Below are 18940 nucleotides of genomic sequence, written 5' to 3'. Positions count from 1 at the left end.
AAATTGCAAAGTATGAAAAAATTAGGAATATATGCAGTGATGGCTGTTTTTGTCGGAGTTATGTCCGGTTGTTTGGATGATGACAATAATTATAACTACAAGCAGATTAATGACTTACAAGGTGGTAATTTCAATATTGAGAATATCAATTCTGGATATAACTTGATAGAGGGAGACGAATTGGTATTGGCGCCTACATTTAAGTTTACGATAGACAGCATTACGCCCGACGTCAGCTACGAATGGTACATAGACAAACAGTTGCAGACAGGTGAAAGTGGTGCCACTTATACATTTAAAGCCGACAAAAGCGGTACGTATCAAGTGACATTTGCAGTGACCGACAATAAGTCGGGGGTCCAGTTCGGAAAATCTACGATTATTAAGGTGATGTCTATGTTTCAACGTGGATGGACTATTCTGTCGGATGAAGGCGGACGTTCTGTGCTTCATTTCATTGTACCTACAACACAACATTATCAGGTAACGTATAATGGGGAAACCTTTACTCGTGATTCATTGGTTTATCATATAGTGAAGCGTGATGTCGTTTCCAATTTGGGATCAAATCCGAAAGGATTGATGAATAACATTGGTTATATAGATTATAATCTTCAGTACGGTATTAGCGTATACGATGAATTGGTAGTGAAACAAGATCGCTGGGTGGAGCTTAATGGCAATACGCTGGAACGTGAAGTGTACACAGATGAAGAGTTCCGTGGGGATATTCCTGCTCATTTTTCTCCGATAGAAGCTGCCATGACTTATACGGCTAAGGCATTGTTGGATAAGAATGGACTAATTTATTGGGAAAAAAAGGCAGATGCGGCTGATTTTCATGCAGGTACCTATATGTCTATAGGATTAAATAATGAAACCCGATTCAGTCGCTTGTTCCAAGCCTATAAGTTTAATTACTATTATACGAATGTGATGCTTGCGTTGACAAAAGAAGATAATTCATTAGTGGGCATTTTGGATGTGGGTAATGTAGCTGGAAGTGAGAGTTCAGCTATCGGCGAAATGACTAGTTCTGAAAGTGGGAATATGTATAATATTGCCGATCCGAGTGGTGAAGATCACTTCTCAAATATAAAAAAGACAGTGGTAGATGCATTGCCAGCTCCATATGATGGAGGGAATGATTTTACAATGGCTTATCCTTTTTGGACGGTTTTGCTGAAAGATGAAGCTACATCAGTATATGAATTGCGTTATTTCGGGTTAGAGGCAGATAGCAGATCCGTTAGTTGTATGGATGGTTGGTATTATGAGGCTCCTTTAGGAGTTATCAATGATTATCGTGGTATGGCTAATTTTGGAAATAAACGTTATGTGGTTATTGCCAGCGGAAACCAGCTTTATTATTATCAATACGGATGGGATTCTTATGGAGATGTGGAATATAGAGGGAGTTTGATGCCATTAGGTGAGCCGTTGCCTGCTGCTGTCAAGACCTTGTCAGGTATGGATGTGACCACCAATTTACGTAAATACAAGTATCCTTACAGTGGGCAATTAGGGGTTGCTTTGGAAGACGGAAGTTTTTATATATATAGTGTTGTAGAAACAAGACTAAAAGACGGTACGTGTACGGCGGTTTCTCTTAAACAGCAATTCCCGAATGAAACCACTTCAGAAGAAAATAAGAACTTTGGAGAAATTGTAGATGTCCTTTATAAATGGGGAAGTGGTGATGATTATATGTCATTTTCTTTCTAGAAGAATAGCTTTAAAAGTGATTCATATAGTAATAAAATAGCCATTATGGTATTAAAACGAGTTTTTATTGTCGGCAGCTTGTCTTTTATTTTTGCATTGCAAGGATGGGGACAAGCCTCTGGCAAGCATGATACAATACTAGCCAATTACGAGTTGGTACAGGAGTTTCAGGAATTTACCTTAGGAGGTAAATTATCTAATAATAGTCTATCGATTTATCCGCGGGAAATCAATGATACAGATAATTTCTGGTTTGATTTTCAAACGACAGCTGGTAAAGATTACTATTATGTGATGCCTGCTGCAGGAAAACGTGAACCTCTTTTTGACAAAAGTAAGATGGCTATGCAGTTAAGTGAATTCACCAAAGGCGTGGTGGATAAAAATAAACTGGACATTTCATCTATTACTTTTTCAAAAGATCAACGTTCATTTGAGTTCGATTATAAGGGTAAGCAGTATAGTTATAATCGTTTGACGGGTAAACTGACAATAGTTGAGAAGAAAGAAGAGAAGAAAGAATCATCAGACCCAAGCTATACTTGGATGAACTTTTCTCCTGACAAGAAATATATTTTGTATGCAAAGAATCATAATTTGTATGTGAAAGGAAATAAGTCACTGGGAGTAGATACAACTGAAGTGCAACTGACTACGGATGGTATGAAAGACTTTTCATATGCTCGTGAAGATGATTACGAACCTGCAGAAGACGGAGAAGTACCGACGCTAGCACGCTGGTGTCCGGATAATCGTCATGTATATGCAGTGCGTGATGATAACCGTTTATTACGAGATTTTTGGGTAATTAATTCAATAGAAGATTCACCGTCATTGGTCAAATATAAATATGAGTTCCCTGGTGATAAATATGTTACTCAAAATGATTTGACGATTATTGATATTGTAGAAAAAACGGCAAAGAAAGCGAAGGTGGACAAATGGAAAGACCAGTATGTAATGCCTCTTCATGTTACCTCAGATAGCAAATATTTGTTTTTTGAACGCACTAAACGTACTTGGGATGAAGTAGATGTATGCTCGGTTAATCTCTCAACTTTGGAAGTAAAGGAGATCATTCATGAAGAAGATAAACCGTATCGTGATCCTCATGCTCGTAATGTGGCAATCTTGAACGATGGTAAGGATATTTTGTTCCGTTCAGAGCGTACTGGCTGGGGACATTATTATCATTATGATGGCGATGGAAACCTCAAGAATGTGATGACTTCTGGTGAATGGGTAACAGGCTACATTAATTCTATTGATACACTGAAACGCAAAGTTTATCTGTATGGATATGGAAAAGATAAGAAAGTAAATCCTTTCTATTATATGCTTTTCGAAGTTGATATTGACAAAGAAGGAGTTACTCCATTAAGTACAGAAGATGGGCAGCATAATGTGAATTTCTTGAAATCTCATAATTACTATATCGATACATATTCAAGAGTTGACATGGAGCCTAAAATCATGCTGAAAGATAGAAAAGGCAAAGTGATAATGGAGTTGGCAAAACCTGACTTGGACTTAGTCTATGCATCGGGTTGGAAAAAGCCGGAACGTTTTGTTGTAAAGGCAGCAGATAATATTACCGACTTATATGGAGTGATGTGGAAGCCGTCTGATTTTAATCCTGAAAAGAAATATCCAATTATTTCAGTCGTTTATCCTGGTCCTTATTTCGGCTTTGTACCTACTAACTTTACATTGGATGACAGCTATTGTACCCGTATGGCACAGCTAGGTTTTATTGTCATTACTGTAGGACATAGAGGGGATACTCCGATGCGTGGTAAAGCTTATCATCGCTACGGTTATGGCAATATGCGCGATTATCCCCTTGCAGATGATAAATATGCAATCGAACAGTTGGCTCAACGCCACTCGTTTATCAATGGCAAGAAAGTAGGTATATACGGGCACTCAGGTGGCGGATTTATGGCTGCAGCTGCTATATTCACTTATCCGGACTTTTATACGGCTGCCGTTTCCTGTTCCGGGAATCACGATAATAGTATCTATAATCGTGGTTGGGGCGAATGCTATAATGGCGTGAAAGAAGTTGAAAAGGTTGTGAAAGACAGCTTGGGCAACGAAACGAAAGAATATGAGTACAAATTCAGTGTGAAGTCTAATGCAGAGATTGCCAAGAATCTGAAAGGGCATCTGATGCTTGTGACGGGGGATATGGATAAGAATGTTAATCCTGCACACACTTATCGTGTAGCTCAAGCATTGATTGAAGCTGGCAAAGATTTCGATATGTTGGTAATACCCGGTGCAGGGCATGGATATGGCTCTGCAGATAAATATTTTGAGAAAAAGATGTATCGCTTCTTTGCTAAACACTTGCTGGGTGATAACCGGGCAGATTATTGGGGGGATATAAACTGTACCAAATAAGACATAGACAAAATTTTATGAAAAACTCTCTTTTTAGATATCTGTGCTTGGCGGCTGTTGCATTAATATGCAGCATGGCCAGCGCACAGCAAAAAGCAAATTATCAGTTGGCGGAGAAGTTTCGTTTACTGACACAGAATCCTATCATGAAGTATTCTACGGAAGTCAACCCTACGTTCATCAATGATACGGACTGCTTCTACTATTCTTTCACTACCCGTGAGGGAGAGAAATACTATTATGTGAATCCGAAGAAAAAGGAAAAACGTCTGTTGTTTGATACCCCCGAACTCTTGAGTAAGATTGCAGTATATACCAAAAAAGCTTACTCTGCTGCAGCTCCTCATCTGTCTTTCACTTTCATGAAAGATAATGAGACAATTCGTCTCGACTTCGACCGTGGGCTATATACCTATAACATTCGTACGAAAGTGTTGAAGAAACTCGATGAAAAGCCTATTTATAAAGACGGTGATCCATACTGGAAGAAATATTCTCCGGATAGCTTGTATATGTTGTATGCCAGTAAAGACAACCTGTATTTTGTCGGAAATCCGAAAAAGGGACAGGATACAATACCTGTACAGTTGACAACAGACGGGGGACCGGACTATACATTCAATCGTGAGGATGAAGGAAAGATGGAGGGACGTTTCGGGGCTGAATCAGCTCATTGGCTTCCGGGTACTCATCGTTTTTATGCTGTTCGTGAGGACAATCGGAAAGTGCGCGATCTGTGGTTAATCAATTCATTGTCAAAGTTTCCTGAATTAACGACTTATAAAGCCGAGTTGGCAGGAGATAAAGACGTGACACAATATGAACTTTTACTTGGCGACGTAGATAAAAGGGAAGTGAAGAAAGTAGATATCAATCGTTGGCCTGATCAGTATATCGATGTACTGTATACAACAAATGATGGTAAACGTCTCTATTTTCAACGTTATAACCGCTCTTGGAATCAATCAGATATTTGTGAGGTGGATGTCGAAACTGGACAGGTACGCGTCGTAATTCATGAAGAGAATAAGCCGTACCTTGATTATCAGATGCGTAGCGTGTCTTTCCTGAAAGATGGAAAAGAAATATTATTTCGTTCGGAACGGAACGGGTGGGGACACTACTATCTGTATGATACTGCTACCGGAAACCTGAAAAATCAGGTGACAGACGGAACTTGGGTGGCTGGTCCGATTGCAAAGATTGATACTGTCGGTCGAAAATTTTATTTTTATGGTTATGGTCGTGAGAAAAGCATCGACCCTTATTATTATATCCTTTATGAAGCTAAACTGGATCAACTGAATGCTATTCGTTTGTTGACACCCGAAAACGCATCACATGAAGCTAGAATTTCTCCCTCTAACCATTATATTGTAGATTCCTACTCCACAGTTTCACAAGAACCTGTCAATGTCGTTCGCAACTCACGTGGAAAGGTGGTTATGAAACTGGAAAAACCGGACTTGCAACCTGTTTATGAGATGGGATGGAAAGCTCCGGAGCGTTTTAAGGTGAAAGCGGCTGATGGTGTGACTGATCTTTATGGCGTGATGTGGAAACCTGCAGATTTTGACTCGACGAAGGTTTATCCCATTATTTCGAACGTCTATCCGGGACCTTTTTTTGAGTATGTGCCGACACGCTTTACTGTGAATGATGTATATAATACCCGTCTGGCGCAACTGGGATTCATTGTTATTACTGTAGGTCATAGAGGTGGTACTCCGATGCGTGGAAAAGCATATCATACATATGGATATAACAATATGCGTGACTATCCATTGGCAGATGATAAGTATGCTATTGAGCAACTGGCTGCCCGTTATCCTTTCATTGATGGTACAAAAGTCGGTATTTATGGTCATTCCGGAGGAGGATTCATGTCGGCTGCAGCTATATGTACTTATCCCGACTTCTATTCAGCTGCTGTCTCTTCGGCGGGTAACCATGATAACAGAATCTATAATAAGGGCTTTGTGGAAATTCACTTTGGCGTAGATGAAAAGGTGAAAACAGGGAAAGATAGCTTGGGAGTGGAGCATACGACTTATGATTATAGTGTTCGTGTACGCCCTAATCAGGAACTAGCCAAGAATTACAAGCATGGCTTGTTGTTATTTACTGGTGCGGTCGATAATACCGTAAATCCGGCGAATACATTACGTCTGGTACATGCATTGATTAAAGCAGACAAAGACTTTGATATGTTTGTACTACCGAAATGCACTCATGGATTCTTTGGTGAATCAGAAGTATTCTTTGAACATAAAATGTGGCGTCATTTCGCACGTTTACTATTGAACGATCATTCGGCGGATGCAGATATTGATCTGAATAAATATATGATAGAAGATGAAAGGAGAAGATAAGATGAACAGGACAATAATAAGAATCGGAATAGCAGTAGGACTTTTGATCGGATTTGGTCAGAATATTAAGGCACAAACACCGAAGAAGCCGATTGATATTGACGCGTGTATGTCATGGATGCGTGTAGAGTCGCCTGATATTTCTCCGACAGGGCGATGGGTGACTTATCGTATAGTTCCTATGGAATATAATCCCGAGTACAAAGACGGAAAGATCTTGCACCTGTTTGACTCACGCACCCGTAAGGAGATTCTGTTGGAGGATGTAGAAAATATTGAGTTTTATAATTCAGATCAAGCTGCATATTATCAAGTGTCCGATTCTACTGGGAATGCGAAAACAATCCTGTTAGAACTGCCTTCAGGCACAAAGACCGAGTGGACTTATAAGGAAGCTTTCCGACCAGCAAAAGGAATTCCTTACTCAATTTCTGTAACAAATGTGCCGAAGGATACCATCAATCATGTTCCATCTTTCGACCGCTTGATAGTTCGTCATCTAAAAAACGGCACTTCCTTTCAAATTGACAGTATTGGTTATTATACCTTGTACAACGAAAGACAATCTATCATCTTTGTACGTAAACAAGCGAAAGGTAACGCATTGTGTTATGGTCCATTAACCGGACCCTATCAGACTATTTATCAGAGTTCCGTAAAGAAAGAACCAGTTTCTTTCAACTTGAATGCAAAACAGATGATAGGAGGGTTCAGTATTAAAGATTCACTATGGTACAACTTTTCCTTAAAGAAGAACACCTGTGATTTGGTCTTTGACCGAAAAGAGATAGTTCTCCCTGCAAGGATGGAACTTGTCCGGGCTAACCTGTCAAGTAGCCAGAAGTTTCTGACAATGGAACTCAGACCTTATCAGGAAAAAATAAATAAAGATAAGAAAGAAGAGGAAATAAAGCCGGATAAGAGTTTTGAGCTGGAGTTGTGGACCTGGGATGAATATGAAGTACCTACTTTGCAGACACGCAGTCGTTATTTCCGTCCTCAATATTCGAAATATATCTATGACATTGCTTCCCGAAAATTGACGGAAGTAGCTCCCGGGCATGCTGATTTGTTGGAGCCGGATCGTGCGGAAGAGATTCATAATGTGCTTTACACAGACGAAACGCCTTATTGTGCGCAGAAAGACTGGCTTAATGAAATGCCGTTTGACATCTATTCTGTGAATGTACATACGGGAGAAAAGCAATTGGTAGGACGTAGCTACCGGACAAGACCGAGGTGGTCGATGAATGGCAAATGGGCTGTGATGTATGATCCTATTGCACAAGTATGGAATAAGTTTGACGGAAAAACGGGTGAGGTTACCGATATTTCAACAGCTATTGGGTATCCGATATTCGAGGAAACTTATGACAAACCAAATCCTGCACCTGCTTGTGGTATTGCTGGTTGGACTGCTGATGGTAATAATGTGTTGATTTATGATGCTTATGACTGGTGGAAGATCGATTTGACCGGAGAACGTCAACCGGAATGCATCACTAAGGGGTATGGTCGCAAAAATCAGAGATCTATCCGTAAAATGACCAGCAATATTGACAAAGAAGTATTCAATCCGGACGAGACGGTTATAGTCAGCGTATGGGATGAAAATACAATGGATGAAGGTATTTATTCACTTGACATGAAAGGTCGCTTGAAGAAGCTCGCAGAAGGTCCTTATATCTATTCAATTCATCGTTTTTCTGACAATCAGAAGTATTGTATCTGGAATCGTCAGAATATATCAGAATTCCGTGATCTGTGGTGGAGTAAATCGGATTTCTCTGATCCGATTCGTATAACGAATGCTAATCCTCAACAAAGCGAATACAAATGGGGTACTGCAAAGTTAGTGGAATGGACTAATTATGAGAATAAGCCTAACAAGGGAATACTTTACTTGCCGGAAGATTATGACGCTAAGAAAGAATATCCTGTTCTGGTACAGTTCTATGAAACACATTCCGGAGGGCTGAACACTTATCATGCTCCAATGTTGAGTAGTGCAATGGCGGATGTGATGTACTTTGTTAGTAATGGGTATATTGTATTTATGCCGGATGTGCATTTTACCATAGGAACACCGGGACAGAGTAGTTATGATGCAGTAGTAAGCGGTACGAAATACTTGATAGAGCAGGGGATAGCGCATCCGGGAAAGATAGGTCTTCAGGGACATAGTTGGTCAGGTTTCCAAACTAGTTATCTGGTGACGAAGACGGATATATTCGCTTGTGCTAATATCGGGGCTCCTATTACTGATATGGTAACCGGTTATTTGGGTATTCGTGGTGGAAGCGGTTTGCCGCGTTATTTCATGTATGAAGAATGGCAAAGCCGTATGGGAAAGAGTTTGTGGGAAGCCAAAGATAAGTATTTGGCAAGCTCTGCTATCGTGGAAGCGGATAAAATACATACTCCATTATTAATTTGGCATAATGATAAGGATGAGGCTGTTGCCTACGAACAAGGTCGTGCACTTTATTTAGCTATGCGTCGTTTACAACGTCCGGCATGGCATCTTAATTACAAAGGCGAAGGGCATTTTCTTGGTAATCAGGCTGCACAGAAAGACTGGACTATCCGGATGAAACAGTTCTTTGATTATTACCTGAAAGGAACAAAAGAGCCGCGTTGGATGAAAGAGGGTATTCATTTGCGAGAACGTGGAATTGATCAGAAATATGATTTACTAGAAAAATAAATTAAAATGAAGAAACTATTAATGACAGTTATGGTTCTGTCTTGCTTTGCATTCAGCAGCTATGGACAGAAAGTGGAGAAACAAATTATTGGTAAATGGTGTAATCCTTATACCTATGAATCTACAGGGGAACTCAAAGGGTTTGAGTTTAAAAAAGGCGGTAAATGTTCTGCTATCAATGTACCGTCTTTAGATCTTAGAACATGGAAGATCGACAACGGCTATTTGATTATAGAAGGATTTAGTAAAGAAGATAACGGAAAAGTAGAAGTGTATAAAACACGTGAACGTATTGGTTATGTAACATCAGATTCATTGGAATTGGTTGTTCAGGAAGCACAGCCGCGGTTGGCCTTTCTGTATCTGAATATGAAATCAATCAAGAAATTGGTTACTCCAGAAGTAACCCCTGATAAGAAGTAATAAATCTCTCTCTTAAATAATTTAGTGTTTAAATTAGCATTACGTTGCTAATGAAAACGCCTCGTCGTAGTGATTACGATGAGGCGTCTTCGTTTTACAGTATTTATACAGTATAGTATGTTTGAATAAATCGTTTGTTTATTGAAATCGTTTGCTGTTGAGGCTTGTTTACACTTTTCGTATAGATAATGCTTTGTTTTCAGCACCTTCCATAATCTCCCGCTCCCCGGGACCTTTATCGTTGATGCCGCACAAGTGAAGAATTCCGTGGATAATCACACGATGTAGTTCGTCTTCGTATGAGGTGCCAAACTGCTCCGCATTCGTATGTATTGTATCTAGACTGATGAATAAGTCACCTGATAAACGATCGCCTTCACAATAATCGAAAGTAATAATGTCCGTGTAGTAGTCATGTTGCAGATACTGACGGTTTACTTCCAGAATCTTTTCGTCCGAGCAGAAGATATAAGCGATTTCACCGAGTCTTTTCCCGTAAGAAGCAGCTACGGCCTTTATCCATTCCGTAGTCTCACGTTTCTTGATATCAGGCATTTTTACGCCTTCTGTTTGATAAGTTACAGCCATAATTGAATGTTATGATTTAAAAGAAAAATAAATAACTGATTAAGATAGCGGCTATGATACCCGAGAAGTCTGCTATCAGACCGCAAGTCACCGCATTACGAGTCTTGGTGATCCCCACACTGCCGAAATAAACGGCCAGAATGTAGAATGTGGTGTCCGAAGCTCCGCGAATTACACAACTCATACGTCCTACAAACGAATCAGGTCCTAGTTCTTTCATCGTATCGATCATCAATCCGTTTGCACCGCTACCGCTAAGCGATTTCATCAATGCGGTAGGCAGCGCTCCTACAAAGCTCGTGTCCACTCCGCATAAGCCTACTATGTAGCCGATGCCTCCCACCAGAAAATCCATTGCTCCCGAAGTGCGGAACACTGCAATTCCTACAAGAAAAGCAACCAGATAAGGAATGATGCGCACAGCCGTCGTAAACCCTTCTTTAGCTCCCTCTACAAATGAATCGTATACATTGATTTTTTTCCTGACTCCCGTCAAAATAAACAGGATGATGACACTGAACAGCAGAATATTCGCTATCAATGTAGAATAAGTACCCATATCCTCTCGTGAAACGCTTAGGAACAAGTAAATCAAGCCGGAAAAGAAAAGACAAATAATGCCCATTAAAATGAGAATAGGCTTATTGATTAAGTTTATCTTTTGAGCGATGCTCACTGCTATGACTCCTACTAAAGTGGAAATGAAAGTACTTAGCAGGATAGGGATAAATACATCTGTAGGCTGTGCACCCCCCATTTGTGCACGATACACCATGATACTGATCGGAATGATGATAAGGCCGGATGTATTAATCACCAAAAACATAATCATCGGATTGGAAGCAGTGTCCTTTTTCGGATTCAGTTCCTGCAGCTCTTTCATCGCTTTCAGCCCTAATGGGGTGGCTGCATTGTCGAGGCCAAGCATATTGGCAGACATATTCATGAAGATGGACCCTAACACCGGATGTCCTTTAGGAATATCCGGAAACAGTCGGCAAAGCACCGGACTAAGAAAGCGAGCCAGTGCGTTAATCAATCCACTGTTTTCTCCGATTTTCATGATACCCAGCCAAAGAGCCAGTACGCCTGTAAGTCCCAGGGATATCTCGAAAGCTGTCTTTGAAGAATCGAATGTAGCGTTCATGATAGCCGTAAATATCTCCGTATCTCCCAGAAAAATCACTTTTACAAGGGCGATGATAAAGGCGACGACAAAAAATCCTATCCAAATGTAATTTAGAACCATAGTTGATAGCGTGTATATAGATAGTGCAAAAGTAGTTATTACGTTTCAAATAAACTAAATCTTCGTCTTTCTTATACTGAAAATGAATGTAAATCTCTATCTTTGTCTCCTACTTTTCAAGAAATAAATGGAACAGGAAGATTTTAACATACGCGAACATCAGCTTACTTCAAAAGAACGGGATTTCGAGAATGCACTCCGTCCGTTAAGCTTTGAAGACTTCAGCGGCCAGGACAAGGTGGTGGAAAACCTTCGCATTTTTGTGAAGGCGGCACGCTTGCGTGGCGAAGCACTCGACCATGTGCTGTTGCATGGTCCTCCCGGATTAGGAAAAACAACTCTTTCAAATATTATCGCCAACGAATTGGGAGTCGGCTTTAAAGTAACTTCCGGTCCGGTGCTCGACAAACCGGGTGACCTGGCAGGTGTATTGACCAGCCTCGAACCGAACGACGTGCTTTTTATTGATGAAATTCATCGTCTGTCACCCGTAGTGGAAGAATATCTTTATTCGGCCATGGAAGATTACCGCATCGATATTATGATCGATAAGGGACCTTCGGCACGCAGCATCCAGATCGATTTGAATCCTTTCACGCTGGTTGGTGCAACCACGCGTAGCGGTCTACTGACGGCTCCGCTTCGTGCACGTTTCGGTATTAACCTTCATTTGGAGTATTATGACGATGATATTTTGAGCAATATCATCCGTCGTTCTGCGTCCATACTGGATGTACCTTGCTCGGTACGTGCAGCATCGGAGATTGCTTCCCGCAGTCGTGGGACGCCCCGTATTGCTAATGCTTTGCTTCGCCGAGTACGTGACTTCGCACAGGTGAAAGGCACTGGCTCTATCGATACGGAGATTGCCCAGTTTGCACTGGAAGCATTGAATATCGACAAGTACGGACTGGATGAGATAGACAACAAGATACTTTGTACCATTATAGACAAGTTTAAAGGCGGTCCTGTCGGTATAACGACCATTGCTACGGCTTTAGGAGAAGATGCGGGAACCATTGAGGAGGTTTACGAACCTTTCCTGATAAAAGAAGGATTCATGAAACGTACTCCCCGCGGACGTGAGGTAACCGAACTTGCCTATAAGCATTTGGGAAGAAGTCTTTATAACAGTCAGAAAACACTGTTTAATGACTGACATAAAGCGGCATGTGACAAGTGGTATTAACGGTATAAAAGAACTTTATAAAGCATAGTTGGATGATGAAGCAATGGATTACTTTATTTGTTTTTCTCTTTTTGAGCCTTTCTTTATCGGCTCAACAGGGATATGGAAGAGACATTTTTGTTTCTTCTAAAGGAGATTCCTTACCTTACCGGATGATTCACCCCGAATCGGTGAAACCGGGTGAGAAGTACCCCCTCGTGCTGTTTTTGCATGGAGCCGGCGAACGGGGAAATGATAATGAGAAACAGTTGACCCATGGCGGACAGATGTTTCTTAATCCGGTCAATCAAGAAAAGTATCCTGCTTTTGTGCTGATTCCGCAGTGTCCGACAGACGGTTACTGGGCTTATACGGAACGTCCGAAGTCTTTTATACCTGCTGAAATGCCGGTAGGACAGGAGATCAGTCCTATATTGCAGACACTCAAACAGTTGCTCGATTCCTATCTGGTGATGCCCGAAGTGGACACGCAACGGGTTTATATTATCGGCCTTTCAATGGGAGCGATGGGAACGTATGATTTAGTAATACGCTACCCGGAGATATTTGCTGCTGCAATTCCTATCTGCGGTATAGTCAATCCAAGCCGGTTGTCGGCTGCCAAAGATGTGAAGTTCCGTATCTTTCATGGAGATGAGGATGATGTAGTTCCGGTGAAAGGTTCTCGCGAAGCATATAAAGCACTGAAAGCTGCCGGTGCAGATGTGGAATATATTGAATTTCCCGGTTGTAATCATGGAAGCTGGAATCCGGCTTTCAATTATCCCGGATTTATGGATTGGTTGTTCAAACAAAAGAAGAAACGTTGAACCAATCTGAATGATAATCACTAATAAAACATGGCTGGACTAAAATCATTAGCTAAAGATACTGCGATTTATGGGTTAAGTAGTATTGTCGGACGATTCCTTAACTACATGCTGGTACCCCTGTATACAGCTGTATTACCGGCTTCTACCGGAGGTTACGGAGTCGTATCGAACGTGTATGCGTTTACAGCCCTGATGCTCGTACTGCTTACGTTCGGTATGGAAACGGGATTCTTCCGTTTCGCCAATAAATCGGGAGAAGACCCGATGAAAGTATATGCCAACTCCCTATTGTCAGTAGGAGGCGTATCTTTGATTTTCGTTCTCCTTTGCCTGTTATTCCTGCAACCTATTTCCAATTTGCTGGATTATGGCGATCATCCGGAATTTATAGCGATGATGGCTGTTGTGGTAGCTTTAGATTCTTTTCAATGCATTCCTTTTGCCTATTTGCGATATAAAAAACGCCCTGTCAAGTTTGCAGCTATCAAACTGCTCTCTATCATTGGCGGCATCGGTTTGAATCTGTTTTTCCTGTTGGTGTGTCCGTGGCTGAATGTACATTGTCCGGCAACCATTTCTTGGTTTTATGATCCGGATTATCTGGTGGGATATATCTTCATCAGCAACCTGATAATTTCGGTTGTCCAGATGTTCTTCTTTATCCCGGAACTGACAGGATTTGCTTATAAGTTGGACCGGGTGTTACTGAAGCGAATGGTAGTATACTCTTTTCCGGTATTGATCTTAGGTTTGGTAGGTATTCTGAATCAGACTGTTGATAAGATGATCTATCCGTTTCTCTTTGAAGATCGACAGGAAGGGTTGGTACAATTGGGTATCTATGCGGCAACCAGCAAAATAGCGATGGTGATGGCCATGTTTACACAGGCTTTCCGTTACGCTTACGAACCGTTTGTATTTGGTAAAGACCGCGAAGGAGATAACCGAAAAATGTATGCGGCTGCGATGAAATATTTTCTTATCTTCTCATTGTTGGCTTTCCTTGCTGTAATGTTCTACCTCGATTTGCTGCGTTATCTTGTGGCAAAAGGTTACTGGGAAGGCCTTGGAGTGGTGGCTATTGTGATGCTTGCAGAAATCTGTAAAGGGATTTATTTCAATCTTTCCTTTTGGTATAAACTGACGGATAAGACCTATTGGGGAGCTTACTTCTCGGTGATCGGCTGTGTCATTATTGTTGTATTGAACATATTATTTGTGCCGGTTTACGGCTATCTTGCTTCGGCATGGGCTTCTGTTGCAGGCTATGCGGTAATCTTGCTGTTATCCTACTGGATAGGACAGAAAGAATACCCGATTCGTTATGATTTGAAAAGCCTCGGACTTTATGTTCTGCTGGCAGCGGTACTTTACGTTATTGGAGAACAGGTGCCTATCCCTAATCTGGTGCTCCGTCTCGCTTTCCGTACCGTACTTTTATTGCTATTTATAGCTTATATTATCAAGAAGGATTTACCATTGAGTCAGATTCCTGTTATTAATCGCTTTATAAAGAAGAAATAACTATGAAGACAGATGAACGTAATAAGTTTGCTATCAAGTCCTTTCTGGGAGAATATCTGGACTTGAAAAAAGACAAGGATAACGAACTGGCCACTGTAGATTCTATCCGTAAGGGTGTAGAGTTTAAAGGTGCCAATTTATGGATCCTGATTTTTGCCATCTTTATGGCATCACTCGGATTGAATGTAAACTCTACCGCAGTAATTATCGGTGCTATGTTGATTTCTCCGCTGATGGGGCCTATTATGGGAGTAGGACTCTCTGTCGGACTGAACGACTTCGAATTGATGAAACGCTCTTTAAAGAGCTTTCTCATAACGACCGCTTTCAGTGTGACGACGGCCACTATCTTCTTCCTTCTTGCCCCTATTGCCGGTTCACAGTCAGAGCTGCTGGCACGTACATCGCCCACTATTTATGATGTATTCATCGCACTTTTTGGTGGTTTGGCAGGCGTGGTGGCTCTCTCTACCAAGGAAAAAGGAAATGTGATTCCGGGCGTTGCCATTGCTACTGCATTGATGCCACCGCTTTGTACGGCAGGTTACGGACTGGCTTCCGGTAATCTTATTTATTTCCTGGGTGCTTTTTATCTTTACTTCATCAACTCTGTTTTTATCAGTCTGGCTACTTTCCTCGGAGTTCGTGTGATGCATTTCCAACGAAAAGAGTTTGTAGATAAAACCCGTGAGAAGACCGTACGTAAATACATCGTTCTGATTGTGGTGCTTACCATGTGCCCTGCGGTTTATCTGACATTTGGAATTATAAAAAGCACCTTCTATGAGGCGGCAGCCAATCGTTTTATTAGCGATCAGTTAAGCTTTGAAAATACACAGGTACTTGATAAAAAGATCAGCTATGAACATAAAGAAGTGCGGGTTGTTTTGATTGGTCCTGAAGTGCCCGATGCTTCGATTTCTATTGCCCGTAGCAAGATGAAAGAATATAAGTTGGAAGATACGAAGCTAGTTGTATTGCAGGGGATGAACAATGAAGCGGTAGATGTGACTTCTATCCGTGCCATGGTCATGGAAGACTTCTACAAAAACAGCGAGCAGCGACTTCAGCAACAGGCAGTGAAGATTTCCCAACTGGAGACAACGTTGGAACAATACAGAACGTATGACGCAATGAGTCGTACATTAGTGCCCGAACTGAAAGTGCTTTATCCTTCCATCACTACGCTCTCCATCGCTCATTCGCTCGAAGTGCGGGTTGACTCGATGAAGACCGATACGGTAACATTGGCTGTTTTGAAATTCGACAGACATCCGTCTGCTGCCGAGAAACAGAAAATCAGCGAATGGCTGAAAGCCCGTGTAGGAGCGAAGAAGTTGAGGCTGATTACCGAATAATGAATCTAAAAATAGTAATATGAAATTCAGACTAACTGTCTTGATAGTCTTTTCCCTCTGTCTGTCGAATGTATTTGCCGATGAGGGAATGTGGCTGCTGGGAAATCTCCGCAAGAACAAACAGACAGACCGGGTAATGAAAGAACTTGGTTTGCAAATGCCTGTGAATAAAATATATAATCCGAAGAAACCTTCTCTTTCTGATGCTGTTGTCAGCTTTGGAGGTTTCTGTTCGGGAGTGGTGGTTTCCGAAGACGGTCTGGTGTTTACCAATCATCATTGTGGTTTCAGCAGTATCCAGCAACACTCTTCTGTGGAACATGATTATCTGAAAGATGGCTTTTTTGCACGTAGCCTTGACGAAGAACTGCCGAATCCGGAGTTATATGTCCGTTTTCTGCTTCGTACGGAAGACGTAACCAAACGGGTATTATCTGCCGCCCGCTATGCTAAAACGGAAACAGAACGCCGTGTAGCTGTCGATTCGATCATGAATGTAATCGGTCTGGAAGTTTCCGAAAAAGATTCTACGCTGACCGGTATTGTCGATGCTTATTATGCAGGTAATGAATTCTGGCTTTCCGTTTATCGTGATTATAACGATGTTCGTTTAGTCTTTGCGCCTCCTTCTTCTGTCGGGAAGTTCGGATGGGATACGGACAATTGGATGTGGCCGCGGCATACGGGCGATTTCAGTGTATTTCGTATCTATGCTAATACGAAGAATGGTCCGGCTGATTATTCTCCTGACAACGTCCCTTATCACCCTGAATATGTAGCGCCCATCTCTTTGGATGGATACAAGGAAGGTTCTTTCTGTATGACGCTTGGTTATCCGGGAACTACGGAACGTTATCTTTCTTCGTATGGTATCGAAGAGATGATGAATGGAATCAACCAGGCAATGATTGATGTGCGGGGAGTAAAACAAACGGTTTGGAAACGGGAGATGGATCGTCGTCCGGATATTCGTATCAAGTATGCTTCAAAATACGATGAAAGTTCCAATTATTGGAAGAATAGCATCGGAACAAACAAGGCCATCAAGCATCTGAAGGTGTTGGAAAAGAAGCGGGCGGCTGAAGTAGCCCTTCGCGACTGGATTCAGTCTCATCCGGAAGAAAGAGAGAAACTGATTCGTTTATTCTCTTCTCTGGAGTTGAGTTATAGTAATCGTCGGGAAACAAATCGTGCGTTGGCTTATTTCGGTGAATCGTTTATCAATGGTCCCGAATTGGTGCAGCTTGCTCTTGAAATTCTCAATTTCGACTTTGAGGCTGAGGAGAAGCTGGTGATTACCCGCATGAAGAAGTTATTGGAGAAGTATGATAATCTTGATCTTTCCATTGATAAGGAGGTTTTTGCTGCCATGCTCAAAGAGTATCAGTTGAAAGTGGATAAGAAGTATCTGCCTGCTATGTATGAAAAGATAGATACACTCTATAACGGGAATATTCAGGCTTATGTAGACTCTTTGTATGCAACGTCCAATATAACGTCTCCTAAGGGCCTAAAACGTTTCCTGGAACGGGATACTACCTATAATCTGATAGAGGACCCGGCTGTTTCCTTGAGTCTGGATCTGATCGTGAAGTATTATGAGATGAATCAGAGTATTTCCGAGGTTTCCGAGCAGATAGAGCAGGGGGAACGTTTGTTCAACGCTGCCATGCGCCGTATGTATGCTGATCGGAATTTCTATCCGGATGCCAATTCCACCATGCGGCTTAGTTTCGGAACGGTTGGGGGGTATACTCCTTTTGATGGGGCCACTTACGATTATTATACCACCGTGAAAGGCATCTTTGAGAAGGTGAAGGAACATGCAGGTGATATTGACTTTGCCGTCCAGCCCGAGTTGTTGAGTTTGCTTTCTTCCGGTGATTTCGGAAGATATGCCAATGCACAGGGAGACATGAATGTTTGCTTTATTTCTAATAATGATATTACAGGCGGTAATTCCGGCAGTGCGATGTTCAATGCCAAAGGAGAATTGCTTGGGTTGGCTTTCGATGGCAACTGGGAAGCAATGAGCAGTGACATCGTATTTGAACCTGACTTGCAGCGTTGTATCGGGGTAGATGTGCGGTATATGCTCTTTATTATGGAGAAATATGGTAAGGCGGGCAATCTTGTTCAGGAGTTGAAGATAGCTCGATGAAGCAAATGTTTTGATAAAGTATTCCTATCTTACTGTGGATGATAAACTTATGTGTTTACCTACCACCTCCCCCCTACGGGGACTCCTCCTTCTGGAAGGAGGAGAATAGGAATAGTACAAGCTTATATCGAACTGACGTTAATGTAGAGCCTATTTAGTCGTCCCTTAAAAAGTACTCATCTGCGGGATATTGCAAGAAAACAGTGTCCCGCAGATTTTTTCAACAAGTAGCCAAAGAACCCTCATGGCTCTTTTGAAGTTGTACGCTGCTGCGGCTAAGAGCAGATTGACAACATCCCCGAACACACCTTTATAAAAGTTGCGTCCTAAACGAAAGTCTGATTTCAAATGCCCGATAGTCGGCTCTATTCCTGCACGCTTGCAGAATAGCTTATGTTTCTTCTTGCGTGTGTAATAACTGTCTTT

The 18940-nt window shown here is 41.6% G+C and carries 13 protein-coding genes; 10 read left to right on the top strand and 3 right to left on the bottom strand.

All coding sequences use genetic code 11. From position 1 onward, the window contains the following. The first annotated feature begins 12 nt into the window (after positions 1-12). The 5 genes from BSAG_RS07550 to BSAG_RS07570 are packed head-to-tail and all read left to right on the top strand — an operon-like array spanning position 13 to position 9633. The gene (locus BSAG_RS07550; RefSeq protein WP_004313742.1) at positions 13-1725 is read left to right on the top strand and encodes a PKD-like family lipoprotein; all 1713 of its coding nucleotides are present in this window, start codon (positions 13-15) and stop codon (positions 1723-1725) included. A 45-nt stretch (positions 1726-1770) separates the two neighbouring features. Next, positions 1771-4131, top strand: coding sequence for a S9 family peptidase (locus tag BSAG_RS07555; protein ID WP_004313743.1), 2361 nt, complete (start codon positions 1771-1773; stop codon positions 4129-4131). 17 nt (positions 4132-4148) lie between these two features. Continuing rightward, a complete protein-coding gene (locus BSAG_RS07560) occupies positions 4149-6503 on the top strand; it encodes a S9 family peptidase (protein ID WP_008770470.1) in 2355 nt (784 codons plus the stop codon). After that, a complete protein-coding gene (locus BSAG_RS07565) occupies positions 6487-9210 on the top strand; it encodes a prolyl oligopeptidase family serine peptidase (RefSeq protein WP_004313745.1) in 2724 nt (907 codons plus the stop codon). The genes BSAG_RS07560 and BSAG_RS07565 overlap by 17 nt, the downstream gene beginning before the upstream one ends. Before the next feature lie 6 nt (positions 9211-9216). Next, positions 9217-9633, top strand: a complete 417-nt coding sequence (locus BSAG_RS07570; protein ID WP_008770469.1) for a lipocalin family protein — start codon at positions 9217-9219, stop codon at positions 9631-9633. 168 nt (positions 9634-9801) lie between these two features. Here BSAG_RS07570 and ybeY read toward each other — a convergent pair whose 3' ends face one another. Both ybeY and BSAG_RS07580 read right to left on the bottom strand, forming a co-directional pair. Then, a complete protein-coding gene (gene ybeY, locus BSAG_RS07575) occupies positions 9802-10221 on the bottom strand; it encodes an rRNA maturation RNase YbeY (protein WP_008770468.1) in 420 nt (139 codons plus the stop codon). A 16-nt stretch (positions 10222-10237) separates the two neighbouring features. Then, complete coding sequence (locus tag BSAG_RS07580) at positions 10238-11470, bottom strand: nucleoside recognition domain-containing protein (protein WP_004313747.1); 1233 nt, start codon at positions 11468-11470, stop codon at positions 10238-10240. A 127-nt stretch (positions 11471-11597) separates the two neighbouring features. Between BSAG_RS07580 and ruvB the strand changes: the two genes are divergently transcribed. From ruvB to BSAG_RS07605, 5 genes are all read left to right on the top strand, one after another. Beyond that, positions 11598-12629: a Holliday junction branch migration DNA helicase RuvB gene (gene ruvB, locus BSAG_RS07585; RefSeq protein ID WP_004313748.1), complete on the top strand. Its 1032-nt coding sequence runs from the start codon at positions 11598-11600 to the stop codon at positions 12627-12629. A 62-nt stretch (positions 12630-12691) separates the two neighbouring features. Then, positions 12692-13468: a dienelactone hydrolase family protein gene (locus BSAG_RS07590; protein ID WP_004313749.1), complete on the top strand. Its 777-nt coding sequence runs from the start codon at positions 12692-12694 to the stop codon at positions 13466-13468. Between the two features lie 30 nt (positions 13469-13498). Further along, the gene (locus tag BSAG_RS07595; protein WP_004313750.1) at positions 13499-14995 is read left to right on the top strand and encodes a polysaccharide biosynthesis C-terminal domain-containing protein; all 1497 of its coding nucleotides are present in this window, start codon (positions 13499-13501) and stop codon (positions 14993-14995) included. A 2-nt stretch (positions 14996-14997) separates the two neighbouring features. Beyond that, positions 14998-16353 (top strand): TIGR00341 family protein, encoded by a 1356-nt coding sequence (locus BSAG_RS07600; protein ID WP_004313751.1) that lies wholly within the window; start codon positions 14998-15000, stop codon positions 16351-16353. 19 nt (positions 16354-16372) lie between these two features. Next, complete coding sequence (locus BSAG_RS07605) at positions 16373-18514, top strand: S46 family peptidase (protein WP_004313752.1); 2142 nt, start codon at positions 16373-16375, stop codon at positions 18512-18514. A 165-nt stretch (positions 18515-18679) separates the two neighbouring features. On the opposite strand, the gene BSAG_RS07610 is transcribed toward BSAG_RS07605, so the two are convergent. After that, positions 18680-18940 (bottom strand): transposase (locus tag BSAG_RS07610; RefSeq protein ID WP_008997636.1); only part of this gene is annotated, 261 nt, incomplete at its 5' end.

Source organism: Bacteroides sp. D1 (assembly GCF_000157095.2).
Taxonomy (GTDB): Bacteria; Bacteroidota; Bacteroidia; order Bacteroidales; family Bacteroidaceae; genus Bacteroides; species Bacteroides xylanisolvens.
Note: the sequence above shows the minus strand (reverse complement) of the source record. Positions and strands in the feature narration are given on the sequence as shown.

What these genes read in the sequence shown, in the direction of transcription:
- BSAG_RS07550 (WP_004313742.1), top strand. Translation starts at nt 13, where the DNA reads ATGAAAAAATTAGGAATATATGCAGTGATGGCTGTTTTTGTCGGAGTT.
- BSAG_RS07555 (WP_004313743.1), top strand. Translation starts at nt 1,771, where the DNA reads ATGGTATTAAAACGAGTTTTTATTGTCGGCAGCTTGTCTTTTATTTTT.
- BSAG_RS07560 (WP_008770470.1), top strand. Translation starts at nt 4,149, where the DNA reads ATGAAAAACTCTCTTTTTAGATATCTGTGCTTGGCGGCTGTTGCATTA.
- BSAG_RS07565 (WP_004313745.1), top strand. Translation starts at nt 6,487, where the DNA reads ATGAAAGGAGAAGATAAGATGAACAGGACAATAATAAGAATCGGAATA.
- BSAG_RS07570 (WP_008770469.1), top strand. Translation starts at nt 9,217, where the DNA reads ATGAAGAAACTATTAATGACAGTTATGGTTCTGTCTTGCTTTGCATTC.
- ybeY (WP_008770468.1), bottom strand. Translation starts at nt 10,221, where the DNA reads ATGGCTGTAACTTATCAAACAGAAGGCGTAAAAATGCCTGATATCAAG.
- BSAG_RS07580 (WP_004313747.1), bottom strand. Translation starts at nt 11,470, where the DNA reads ATGGTTCTAAATTACATTTGGATAGGATTTTTTGTCGTCGCCTTTATC.
- ruvB (WP_004313748.1), top strand. Translation starts at nt 11,598, where the DNA reads ATGGAACAGGAAGATTTTAACATACGCGAACATCAGCTTACTTCAAAA.
- BSAG_RS07590 (WP_004313749.1), top strand. Translation starts at nt 12,692, where the DNA reads ATGATGAAGCAATGGATTACTTTATTTGTTTTTCTCTTTTTGAGCCTT.
- BSAG_RS07595 (WP_004313750.1), top strand. Translation starts at nt 13,499, where the DNA reads ATGGCTGGACTAAAATCATTAGCTAAAGATACTGCGATTTATGGGTTA.
- BSAG_RS07600 (WP_004313751.1), top strand. Translation starts at nt 14,998, where the DNA reads ATGAAGACAGATGAACGTAATAAGTTTGCTATCAAGTCCTTTCTGGGA.
- BSAG_RS07605 (WP_004313752.1), top strand. Translation starts at nt 16,373, where the DNA reads ATGAAATTCAGACTAACTGTCTTGATAGTCTTTTCCCTCTGTCTGTCG.